At 70.9% G+C, this 12,017-nt stretch carries 7 protein-coding genes; 4 read left to right on the top strand and 3 right to left on the bottom strand.

What is annotated here, in order from left to right:
* Nucleotides 1–77: 77 nt before the first annotated feature.
* Together rpsG and rpsL are read right to left on the bottom strand one after the other, a co-directional pair.
* A complete protein-coding gene (gene rpsG, locus AC1DUE_RS14870) occupies nt 78–548 on the bottom strand; it encodes a 30S ribosomal protein S7 (RefSeq protein WP_028045072.1) in 471 nt (156 codons plus the stop codon).
* Entirely contained in the window at nt 548–919 is a 372-nt protein-coding gene (gene rpsL / locus AC1DUE_RS14865; protein ID WP_028050107.1) for a 30S ribosomal protein S12, read from the bottom strand. The genes rpsG and rpsL overlap by 1 nt, the downstream gene beginning before the upstream one ends.
* A gap of 643 nt (nt 920–1,562) precedes the next feature.
* Here rpsL and AC1DUE_RS14860 point away from each other — a divergent pair.
* The 4 genes from AC1DUE_RS14860 to AC1DUE_RS14845 are packed head-to-tail and all read left to right on the top strand — an operon-like array spanning nt 1,563 to nt 7,938.
* The gene (locus AC1DUE_RS14860; protein WP_477040196.1) at nt 1,563–4,790 is read left to right on the top strand and encodes a S8 family serine peptidase; all 3,228 of its coding nucleotides are present in this window, start codon (nt 1,563–1,565) and stop codon (nt 4,788–4,790) included.
* Entirely contained in the window at nt 4,787–5,089 is a 303-nt protein-coding gene (locus AC1DUE_RS14855) for a hypothetical protein (protein WP_477040195.1), read from the top strand. Before AC1DUE_RS14860 ends, AC1DUE_RS14855 begins: the two co-directional genes overlap by 4 nt.
* Before the next feature lie 4 nt (nt 5,090–5,093).
* Complete coding sequence (locus tag AC1DUE_RS14850) at nt 5,094–7,061, top strand: M14 family zinc carboxypeptidase (protein ID WP_477040194.1); 1,968 nt, start codon at nt 5,094–5,096, stop codon at nt 7,059–7,061.
* Nucleotides 7,062–7,095: 34 nt separating this feature from the next.
* Complete coding sequence (locus AC1DUE_RS14845) at nt 7,096–7,938, top strand: PhzF family phenazine biosynthesis protein (protein WP_477040193.1); 843 nt, start codon at nt 7,096–7,098, stop codon at nt 7,936–7,938.
* 148 nt (nt 7,939–8,086) lie between these two features.
* On the opposite strand, the gene AC1DUE_RS14840 is transcribed toward AC1DUE_RS14845, so the two are convergent.
* Complete coding sequence (locus AC1DUE_RS14840) at nt 8,087–11,956, bottom strand: DNA-directed RNA polymerase subunit beta' (RefSeq protein WP_477040192.1); 3,870 nt, start codon at nt 11,954–11,956, stop codon at nt 8,087–8,089.
* Nucleotides 11,957–12,017 lie beyond the last annotated feature (61 nt).

Here is a 12,017-nt window from a genome sequence, read left to right as displayed (position 1 = left end):
TTACAGGTTGGCTTGGGTGGCGCCACCGGCCCGGCCCGAGGATCGGACCGGCGGCGCAGCGCCCGAGGGTGCCGGGATTACCAGCGGTAGTGCGCGAAGGCCTTGTTGGACTCGGCCATCTTGTGCATGTCCTCACGACGCTTCACCGCGGCACCGAGGCCGTTGGACGCGTCGAGGATCTCGTTCATGAGGCGCTCGGTCATCGTCTTCTCGCGACGAGCGCGCGAGTAGTCGGTGAGCCAGCGCAGCGCGAGGGTGGTCTGGCGGACCGGGCGCACCTCGACGGGCACCTGGTACGTGGCGCCACCGACGCGGCGCGAACGCACCTCGAGCGACGGGCGGACGTTGTCCAGCGCGCGCTTGAGCACGACGACCGGGTCGCCCTGCGTCTTCTCACGGACACCCTCGAGGGCGCCGTAGACGATGTGCTCCGCGACGGACTTCTTGCCGTCGAGCAGGACCTTGTTGATCAGCTGCGTGACGACCGGCGACCCGTAGACGGGGTCGATGACGAGCGGCCGCTTGGGGGCCGGACCCTTGCGAGGCATCAGCCCACCTTCTTCGCGCCGTAGCGGCTGCGCGCCTGCTTACGGTTCTTCACGCCCTGCGTGTCGAGGGCGCCACGGACGATCTTGTAACGGACACCCGGGAGGTCCTTCACACGGCCGCCGCGCACGAGCACGATCGAGTGCTCCTGCAGGTTGTGGCCGACACCGGGGATGTACGCGGTGACCTCGACCTGGCTCGAGAGACGAACGCGCGCGACCTTGCGGAGGGCGGAGTTCGGCTTCTTCGGGGTCGTGGTGTAGACGCGGGTGCACACACCGCGTCGCTGGGGGGAGCCCTTGAGGGCAGGCGTCTTCGACTTGTTCGACTTCGCCTGCCGGCCCTTGCGGACCAGCTGCTGGATCGTAGGCACTACGTCTCCGTCTGTTGGATGATCTCTGGTCGACCGGACCCGTCACCCAGGACGGCCGGCATGGTCGAGGTTCGTCGCCCGTCGCGCGACTACCTCCGGTCTTTCGTCCCGCACCGACCCCCGCGCTCGGGCGTGTCGCCCCGGCATTCCGCACGGCATTCCGCAAGACGTTCCTTGCCGGAGTGACGACGCGGTGGAGGGGGACACCACCTGATGCTCCCGTAACGGATCGCCCGCAAGAGCGAACCTTCAGGTGCATGCGCGAGAGCCCGACGGCGCGGGCACGGTGTCCTACGTTACCTGGCGCCCGTGAGGGCGTCAAAGCGGGGGCGCGTCCAGCGCTGCGCCTGCACCGGTGCCACGGGACTTCGGATACAACTCCGCGGGGTCGTGAATTCATCCCCTGCACACCTGCCCGCCCTCTCGCGCCCGGTATCACACGGTTTGCCCCGTTCCCCCTCCTGGGTGAGGCGCCGCCGGGGTGCCGTCACCTGAGGGGGCTGTGCCATGAAGCGTCACTACTACCTGCGCGGAGACCTGGTCGAGGTGGACGAGGTCGACGACGTCGTCGCCGTCCGCGCGCACGGCCGTCCCGGGTGTCGACGAGGCCTCGCTCGCCGCGTTCGCCGCCGCCGGGTGGCGCGTGGTGCAGCCCGCGCCAGGACGTTCGCTCGACGAGGTCCGCAGCACCGGTCAGCGCGCCGACACGGAGGCCGGCGCCGTCCTGGTCGTGCGCGGCGGACGCGTGGCGATCGCGACCGGCCTGCTGAACGTGCAGCTGTCCGGGGACCCGAGCGAGAGCGAGACCGACGCGATCCTCACCGAGGTGGGGCTGGCCAAGGTGGGCGTCCTGCGGTTCGCGCCGCACCTGTACGAGGTCCGGGCGACCTCCGGCGACGCGCTCGCCGCCTCGGTCGCGCTGCACGACGACCCCCGGTTCGTGTTCGCGGAGCCGTCGCTGGTCGAGCACATCCCGGGCCGGTTCACCCCGACCGACCCCCGCTACGGCGAGCAGTGGCAGTGGAGCAACACCGGCCAGGCCGGCGGGACCGCCGGCGCCGACGTCAGCGCCGAGGCCGCCTGGGACCACACCTTCGGCGCGGGCGTGCGCGTCGCCGTCATCGACAACGGGTTCGAGACGACCCACGAGGACCTGTCCGCCGCCATCGCCGCGGGCTCGGGCTTCTTCCAGTCCGGCTCCCCCGCGACGTTCATGTCCGGGACGGCCGGGATGCCGTCGGGCGACCACGGCACCTTCTGCGCGGGCATGGTCGCCGCGCGGTCGGGCAACGGCCTGGGCGTCGTCGGTGCCGCCCCCCAGTCGGACCTCATGCTCGTCGCCTGCCTGAACGACCAGGTGGGCACGCAGACGACGCTGGCCCGGGCGATCGCCTACGCCGCCGACCCGACCACCGAGGGCGGCTCCGCGGCCGACGCCGCCGACATCATCGTGTCCTCGCTCGGGCCGAACGGCGCGGCGTGGGACCTGACCTCGACGCTCGACCTCGCGCTGGTCGGCGCGGCGGCGAACGGTCGCGGCGGGCTCGGCACCGCCATCTTCTGGGCGGCGAGCAACGGCAACAACGTCGACGTCCTCGAGGACCACGTGGTCTCGCACGCGGACGTCATCGCCGTGGTCCGGTCCACCAACATGGACCTCGAGGACAACGCCGCGCGCGGGTCCGAGGTCGAGCTCATCGCTCCCGGGGTCGACGTGGTCAGCACGCACGACGGCAACGACTACGGCCCGTGGACCGGCACCAGCTTCGCCGCGCCCTGCGCCGCAGGCTGCGCCGCTCTCGCCCTGTCGGTGCGCCCGACCCTGACGCGCGACGCCCTGCGCGAGATCATGCACACGACCGCCGACCAGATCGGCGGGGTGGTGTACGACGCCAGCGGCCACAACGACGACTACGGCTTCGGCCGCGTCAACGCGTTCGCGGCGGTGCAGGCGGCGGCCCGGCGGGTCACGCTCATGACGAACCCCGTCGTCTTCAACGACGTGCCCGAGGGCGAGACGACCGCCCGCTCGGTCACGTGGGACGTCGAGGGCGTCGAGGACCTCACGTTCGAGGTCACGGCCGGCCCGACCACCACGACCGGCCCGGCGAGCTCGTTCCAGCTGCTGCTGGGCCCGAGCGTCACGGTCACCTCCCCCGGCGTCGGCGTGACCGCGCAGGCCCGGATCTGGCTCACCTACACGGGCACCGCGGCCGGCGACACGGCGAGCGGCACGATCGAGGTGCACAGCGTCGCGACGGACGAGACGTGGACCGTCGACCTGCAGGCCAACACGATCGAGCGCCCGACGGCCGCGGTCGTCATGGTCCTGGACAAGTCGGCGTCGATGGACTGGGACGCGGGTGACGGCCGGGCGCGGGTGCAGGTGCTGCGCGAGTCGGCGGGGATCTTCGTCGACACGCTCCACTCGGACACGGGTGTCGGGATCGTGCGGTTCGACCAGGACGCGACCGCGGTGATGTCGGTGACCGACGCGGGACCCGAGATCTTCGGGGCGGGCCGCGCGCAGGCCGCCGCGCTCGTCGCGAGCCACGTGGCGAACCCTGCGGGGAGCACGTCCATCGGCGACGGGGTCGTCGAGGGAGGCCTGCTGCTCGACGCGGCCGCGCCGAGCTACGACACCACGGCGATGATCGTGCTCACGGACGGTCAGGAGACCGCCCCGGCGTACATCGCGGACGTCACGGGAAGCATCGACGACCAGGTCTTCGCGATCGGGCTCGGCGACCCGTCGGACATCAACCCGTCCGCCCTGACCGCGCTGACCAACGGCACGGGCGGCTACGTCAACGTCACCGGCAACATCTCCGCCGACGAGCGCTTCCTGCTGGCGAAGTACTACCTGCAGATCCTGGCCGGGGTGACCAACGACCAGGTGGTCCTCGACCCCGACGGCTACCTGCGGCCCGGCGACGTGGTCAAGGTGCCGTTCGACCTGACCAGCGCGGACATCTCCAGCGACGTCATCCTGCTGACCCCCGTGCCGGATGCCGTGAGCTTCTCGGTCGTCGCGCCCAGCGGGGCGACGCTGTCCCCGACCGCGAGCGGCGTCACGTTCGTCAAGGGCGCGCAGGTCGCCTACTACCGGTTCACGCTCCCGCAGGTGGACGCCGGCGGGAGCGCCGACTGGGCGGGCACCTGGACCGCGGTTCTCGAGATCGACAGGCGCGTCTACGACTCGTACCTGAAGAAGCTCGAGTCGACGGACATCACGACCTACCAGCAGGTCGTCGAGAACGGTCTGCGCTGGGTGGTCGAGGTGCACAGCCGGTCCAACGTCCGGTTCGGTGCGACGCTCGAGCAGTCGGCGATCACGCCGGGCGCGCTGATGACGATCACCGCGACGGTCGACGAGATGTCGATCCCGGTCGGCAAGGACCGGGTCAAGGTCTACGCCGAGGTCACCGCCCCGTCGGGACCGGACACGATCGTGCTCGACGCCGTCCAGGACGGGGCCTTCGTCGCCACGTACACGGCCAAGGACTACGGCCTGTACACGTTCCGCGTGATCGCGGACGGGACGACGCTGCGCAACGAGCACTTCACGCGCGAGCAGCTGCTGTCGGGTGCGGTGTACGTCCCCGGCAAGCCCAACGACCCCGAGGGCGGCGGTGACGACGACGGCGGCACGGGCTGCGACCGGACGATCGCGATCTTCGTCGAGACGGTCAAGGGCAACGCGCGCCTCGCGAAGATGCTCGACACCTACCTGCGCCGCAACGGCTCCAGCCTCAAGGAGCTGCTGCACTGCCTGGGCAGGCGCGCGGTCGACGGCAGCGCCGACGTCACGGCCACCTCGACCCTGGCCCAGGCCCTGCGCACCGCCGCGGACGCCCTGGAGTCGCGGTGAGCCTCCTGCTCTGCCGCGCGACCGGCGACGCACCGACCCTGCGTGCGTTCCTGGCCGAGCCCGGTGTCGCCGTCCCGTGCCGCCCCGTGGCGGTCCGGGCCGGCGGCGCGGGGCTGGCCGTCCACGTCCTGGTCGAGGACACCGAGGTCGCCGCACGAGCAGGGCGCGCGGGCGGCCCGACGCTCGAGGTCCTCGAGGACGTCACGGCCTCCACCGAGGCGGCCCGGCGCGAGGTCTCCCCTGGCGGGCGGTACGCCGACCGGGCGGCCGTCCCGCGCGGGCKCGGCCGGAAGGAGTGAGGGCGTGTACTCCACGACCGACGAGCTCGAGGCGGCGCTGGCCGCCCTCGCCGCCGCCTATCCGACGACGAGCACGCTGCACGCGGTGCCGCACCCGACGCACGACGGCCGCACGGCCCACGTGCTGCGGGTGGGCGCCCGTACCGACGCGCCCGACGGCGTGGCCGTCCTCGGCGGGGTGCACGCCCGCGAGTGGGTGCCGCCGGAGCTGTGCGTCAGCCTGGCCGCCGACCTCCTGGAGGCCTACGCGAACGGGACCGGCCTCGGCTACGGCGGCGCGTCGTTCACCGCGGCCGAGGTGCACCGGCTCATGAGCACGGTGGACCTGTACGTGTTCGCGTGCGTCAACCCCGACGGGCGCGTGCACAGCCAGACCACCGAGGCGCTCTGGCGCAAGAACCGCCGACCGACCGGCGGGGGCTGCGTCGGCGTCGACGTCAACCGGAACTTCGACTTCCTGTGGGACCACACCGCCAGGTTCGCCGCCGACGCGGGCGTGAACACCTCGTCGGACCCCTGCGACCACGACGTCTACCGCGGCCCGTCCGCGGCCTCCGAGCCCGAGACGCAGAACGTCGTCTGGCTGCTCGACACCTTCCCGATCCGGTGGCTCGTCGACGTGCACAGCGCCGTCCCGGTGGTCCTCTACAGCTGGGGGTCGGACACCGATCAGACCGCCGACACCACGCAGAGCTTCCTCAACCCCGCGCTCGACGCCGTCCGCGGCCGCGTGGGCGACGCGTACGGCGAGTACCTCACCGCGCACGACCTGTCCGTCGGCAGCACGCTCGCGACCGCGATGAGCACCCAGGCGCTCGCCGTCCGCGGGACGGTCTGGCCGGTCGAGCAGGCCATGACCCTCTACCCGACGTCCGGCGCGAGCGACGACTACTCGTTCTCAAGGCACTTCGCCGACCCCGCCAGGAGGCCCGTGCACGCCTGGACCATCGAGTGCGGGTCGTCGTTCCAGCCGGCGTGGTCGGAGGCCGAGCAGGTCGCGATCGAGACCTCGGCGGCGCTCCTGCGGTTCGCGCTGGACGCGCTGGCGACGACCGACGGCCTGTCCGTGACGATGGTGAGCACCGCGCTCGACCTGCAGGTAGTCGAGAGCGAGACGTCGGCGCAGGCTGTGGTGCTCGACGTCTCGGGCGCGCACGACGTGACTCTTGTCGCGAGCGTCACCGCAGGTTTTCAGCTGCCGTTGGGTGGCACCGTGCACGTCGCCGGTCCCGGGGTGGGATCGACGACGCAGGGCAGGGTCTGGGTGTCGTGGACCGCCGGAGCGGCGGGGACCACGGCGTCCGGCACCGCGACGGTGCGCTGCCTCGAGACGGACCAGGAATGGGTGGTGCCCGTCGGCGCGACCTCCCTGCCGGCCACCAAGGTCGCCGTCGGGCTGGTGCTCGACGCGTCCGCCTCGATGCTCGACGACGCGGGCGACGGACGGCGTCGGGTCGACGTCCTCAAGGACGCCGCGGGCGTCTTCCTCGCCGTCGTCGCACCGCGGCACGGCGTGGGGCTCGTCCGTTTCGACCAGGACGCGACCGCGGTCATGGCGGTGACGACGGTCGGGCCTGAGCACTTCGGGCCCGGACGGGCCGCGGCCCAGGCGGCGGTCGCCGCGCACACGCCGAACCCGGCCGGCAGCACGTCCATCGGCGACGGCGTGCTGGCCGGCCAGGCGGTGCTCGCCGGAGCCGCCGGGTTCGACACGGACGCGCTGGTGGTCCTCACCGACGGTCAGGAGAACGCGCCCGCCTGGATCGCCGACGTGACCCCGGGCAACCGCACTTTCGCGATCGGGCTCGGACGTCCGGAGGACCTGAACCCGGCGGCCCTCGGCGCGCTCGTCAGCGGGGACGGCTGGGTCGGCGTCACGGGCGACCTCTCGGTCGACGAACGGTTCCTGCTCGCGCAGTACTTCCTGCAGGCGCTGGCCGGCGCGACGAACGACCAGATCGTCACGAGCTGAAGCGGCGGGCGAGATCTGGGGTAGAACGGTCGTCGTGGAGGTCCTGCGCTACGCCGCGTTCTCGATCGTGCCCACGGGCGGCAACCCGGCGGGGGTGGTGCTCGACGCCACGGGCGCGACGGACGACGAGCTGCAACGGGTCGCGACCGACGTCGGGTACCCGGAGACGGCGTTCCTCGTGCCCACCTCCGTGCCCGGCGAGCTCGACGTCCGGTACTTCAGCCCGCTGGCGGAGGTCCCGTTCTGCGGGCACGCGACGATCGCGTCGGCGGTGGCGCTCGCCGAGCGCGGCACCTCGGGCCCGGTCCGGTTCGCCACCGCAGCGGGCCCGGTCGCCGTACGGACGTCCACGGCCGAGGACGGCCGGATCGTCGCGACGCTGGTCAGCGTGCCGCCGCGGTCGACCGCGCTTGCCGACGACGACCGCGACGAGCTGCTCGCCGCGCTCGGCTGGGAGCAGGACGACCTCGACCCGGCGCTCCCGCCGAGGGTGGCGTTCGCCGGTGCCCGGCACCCCGTGGTCTCGACCCGGACCCGGCAGCGGCTCGCCGACCTGGACTACGACTTCGACCGCCTCGGCGCCCTGATGGCCGCGCGGGACTGGACGACCGTCGCCCTCGTGCACCGCGAGACCGCGGACGTGTTCCACGCGCGCAACCCGTTCCCGCCCGGCGGGGTACGGGAGGACCCGGCGACGGGCGCTGCGGCGGCCGCGTTCGGCGGCTACCTGCGCGAGCTCGGTCTGGTCGACGTGCCCGCCACGGTCACGATCCACCAGGGCGACGACCTGGGCCGGCCGGGCGTGATCACGGTCGGGATCCCCCGTGACCCGGGCTCGGGCATCGAGGTGTCGGGCACGGCGGTCCCGATCCCCTGAGAACGCCGCAGGGGGCCCACCGTCACCGGTGAGCCCCCTGCGGGTCAGAACAGATCGATCAGCGCTCGTTGTCGGTCTCGGCCTGCGCTCCGCAGTCGGCGGGTGCCGCTCCGCGACCCCCACCGACTGCTGCGCTACGGCCGTGACCTCAGCGGTAGTCGCCGAAGTCGATGTCCTCGAGCGGGATCGCCTCGCCGGAGCCGAGGCCCAGGGCGGGGAAGTCGATCTCGTCGTAGCCGAAGGTCGGGTACAGCTCGGCCTTGGCCTCCTCGGTGGGCTCGACCGCGATGTTGCCGTAGCGGGGCAGACCCGTTCCGGCCGGGATGAGCTTGCCGAGGATGACGTTCTCCTTGAGGCCGAGCAGCGGGTCGGAACGACCCGACATCGCAGCCTCGGTGAGCACGCGGGTGGTCTCCTGGAAGGAGGCCGCCGAGAGCCACGAGTCCGTCGCGAGCGACGCCTTCGTGATGCCCATGAGCTCAGGACGACCGGAGGCCGGCTGGCCGCCCTCGGACACCGCAGCGCGGTTCGCGTCCTCGAAGCGCCCACGCTCGGCGAGCTCGCCGGGCAGCAGGTCGGTCGTGCCGGAGTCGAGGACCGTCACGCGACGCAGCATCTGCCGCACGATGACCTCGATGTGCTTGTCGTGGATGTCCACGCCCTGGGAGGAGTAGACGACCTGCACCTCGTCGACCAGGTGCTTCTGCGTCGCACGCGGGCCGAGGATGCGCAGGACCTTCTTCGGGTCGACCGCACCCTGGACCAGCTGGGTACCGACGGAGACGTGGTCGCCGTCCGAGATCAGCAGGCGCGTGCGCTTGGTGATCGGGTAGGCGATCTCCTCCGAGCCGTCGTCCGGCGTGAGCACGAGGCGACGCGAACGGTCCCCGTCCTCGACCGCGATGCGACCGGAGAACTCGGCGATCGGCGCCTCACCCTTGGGGGTGCGGGCCTCGAAGAGCTCCTGGACGCGGGGCAGACCCTGCGTGATGTCGTCGGCCGAGGCCACGCCACCGGTGTGGAAGGTACGCATGGTCAGCTGCGTGCCGGGCTCACCGATCGACTGGGCCGCGATGATGCCGACGGCCTCGCCGATGTCGACGAGCTTGCCGGTGGCCAGCGAACGGCCGTAGCAGCGCGCGCAGGTACCGACGCGGGACTCGCAGGTGAGGACCGAGCGGATCTTGAGCGTGTCGACGCCCGCCTCGAGGAGGCGGTCGAGCAGCACGTCGCCGACGTCGTCACCGGCGTGACCGATGACCTCGCCGTCCACCTCGATGTCGCTCGCCAGGGTGCGCGAGTAGACGCTCGTCTCCACCTTGTCGTGGCGACGAAGAGCGCCGTCCGCACCCGGGACGCCGATCGGCATCGTCAGGCCACGCTCGGTGCCGCAGTCGTCCTCGCGGACGATGACGTCCTGCGAGACGTCCACCAGACGACGGGTCAGGTAGCCCGAGTCGGCGGTCCGCAGAGCGGTGTCCGCCAGACCCTTGCGGGCACCGTGCGTCGCGATGAAGTACTCGAGGACCGACAGCCCCTCGCGGTAGTTCGACTTGATCGGGCGAGGGATGATCTCGCCCTTCGGGTTGGCGACGAGGCCACGCATACCGGCGATCTGGCGAACCTGCATCCAGTTACCACGGGCTCCCGAGCCGACCATCTTGTAGACGGTGTTGTGCTTCGGGAAGTTCTCCTGCATCGCCTTGGCGACCTTGTCCGTGGCCTGCGTCCAGATCTCGATGAGCTCCTGACGACGCTCGTCGTCGGTGATCAGGCCCTTCTCGTACTGGCCCTGCACCTTCGCCGCGCGGCCCTCGTGCTCCTCGAGGATGCCGGCCTTGGCCGACGGGGTCGCGACGTCCGAGATGGAGATCGTGACGCCCGAGCGGGTGGCCCAGCGGAAGCCGGCCTCCTTGAGCGCGTCCAGAGAGGCAGCGACCTCGACCTTGGGGTACCGCTCGGCCAGGTCGTTGACGATGACCGAGAGGCGCTTCTTGTCGACGACGCCGTTCTCGTACGGGTAGTCCACGGGCAGCAGCTCGTTGAACAGCGCACGACCCAGGGTCGTCTCGAAGAGCAGCGCGTCGCCCTCGGTCCAGCCCTCGGGCGCCTGCTCCTCGGTGAGGACCAGGTCGTCGAAGCGGATCTTGATCACGGCGTTGAGGTCCAGGGAACCCTGGTCGAACGCCATGATCGCCTCGGAGACCGTGCTGAACGCGCGGCCGGCGCCGAGCGCCTCGTCCTTGTCGTTGGTCAGGTGGTACAGACCGATGATCATGTCCTGCGAGGGCATGGTCACCGGACGCCCGTCCGACGGCTTCAGGATGTTGTTGCTCGAGAGCATGAGGATGCGGGCCTCGGCCTGCGCCTCGGCGCTCAGGGGCAGGTGGACGGCCATCTGGTCACCGTCGAAGTCCGCGTTGAACGCGGCGCAGACGAGCGGGTGCAGGTGGATCGCCTTGCCCTCGACCAGCTGGGGCTCGAACGCCTGGATGCCCAGACGGTGCAGCGTGGGTGCGCGGTTGAGCAGCACCGGGTGCTCCGTGATGACCTCTTCGAGCACGTCCCAGACGACGGGGCGCGCGCGCTCGACCATGCGCTTCGCAGACTTGATGTTCTGCGCGTGGTTCAGGTCGACGAGGCGCTTCATGACGAACGGCTTGAACAGCTCGAGCGCCATCTGCTTGGGCAGGCCGCACTGGTGCAGCTTGAGCTGCGGGCCGACGACGATGACCGAACGGCCCGAGTAGTCGACGCGCTTGCCGAGCAGGTTCTGGCGGAACCGACCCTGCTTGCCCTTGAGCATGTCCGAGATGGACTTGAGCGGGCGGTTGCCCGGACCCGTCACCGGACGGCCACGGCGGCCGTTGTCGAACAGCGAGTCGACGGCCTCCTGGAGCATCCGCTTCTCGTTGTTGACGATGATCTCGGGCGCGCCGAGGTCGAGCAGCCGCTTGAGGCGGTTGTTCCGGTTGATCACGCGGCGGTACAGGTCGTTCAGGTCCGAGGTGGCGAAGCGGCCACCGTCGAGCTGGACCATCGGACGCAGGTCCGGCGGGATGACCGGGACGGCGTCGAGCACCATGCCGGTGGGCGAGTTGCTCGTCGTGAGGAACGCGTTGACGACCTTCAGACGCTTGAGGGCACGCGTCTTGCGCTGGCCCTTGCCCGTCTTGATGATCTCGCGCAGCGAGTCGGACTCGGCCTCCAGGTCGAAGGCCTCGAGGCGCTTCTGGATCGCCGCGGCGCCCATCGAGCCCTCGAAGTAGTTGCCGAAGCGGTCCTGGAGCTGGCGGTACAGCATCTCGTCGCCCTCGAGGTCAGCGACCTTGAGGTTCTTGAAGCGGTCCCACACGGTGTCCAGGCGCTCGAGCTCGACGTCGGCACGCTTGCGCAGCTGAGCCATCTCGCGCTCGGCCGAGTCGCGCACCTTGCGGCGGGCGTCGGCCTTGGCACCCTCGGCCTCGAGCTCGGCCAGGTCGGCCTCGAGCTTGCTGGCACGGGTGTTGATGTCGTTGTCGCGGCGGTCCGCGATCTCCTTCTTCTCCAGGTCGATCCCGTTCTGGAGGTTGGGGAGGTCCTCGTGACGACCGTCGACGTCGACCCAGGTGATCATGTACGCCGCGAAGTAGATGACCTTCTCGAGGTCCTTCGGGGCGAGGTCGAGCAGGTAGCCGAGTCGCGACGGCACACCCTTGAAGAACCAGATGTGCGTGACGGGCGCGGCGAGCTCGATGTGGCCCATGCGCTCACGACGGACCTTGGAGCGGGTCACCTCGACGCCGCAGCGCTCGCAGATGATGCCCTTGAAGCGCACGCGCTTGTACTTGCCGCAGTAGCACTCCCAGTCCCGGGTGGGACCGAAGATCTTCTCGCAGAACAGGCCATCCTTCTCCGGCTTCAGGGTCCGGTAGTTGATGGTCTCGGGCTTCTTGACCTCGCCGTGCGACCAGGCACGGATGTCGTCGGCAGTGGCAAGGCCGATACGCAGCTCGTCGAAGACGTTGACGTCGAGCAAGGGGGGTCCTACTTCCTTCGCTTGCCGGTGCTACCGGCGGAACGGAAATGTTGCTAAGGGT

This window comes from Cellulomonas sp. P4_A2 (assembly GCF_056402515.1).
This window is presented reverse-complemented; position numbering and strand designations above follow the sequence as displayed.

Bases quoted from the DNA above. Each gene is read 5' to 3' on its own strand.
- rpsG (WP_028045072.1), bottom strand. From the start codon at position 548: ATGCCTCGCAAGGGTCCGGCCCCCAAGCGGCCGCTCGTCATCGACCCC.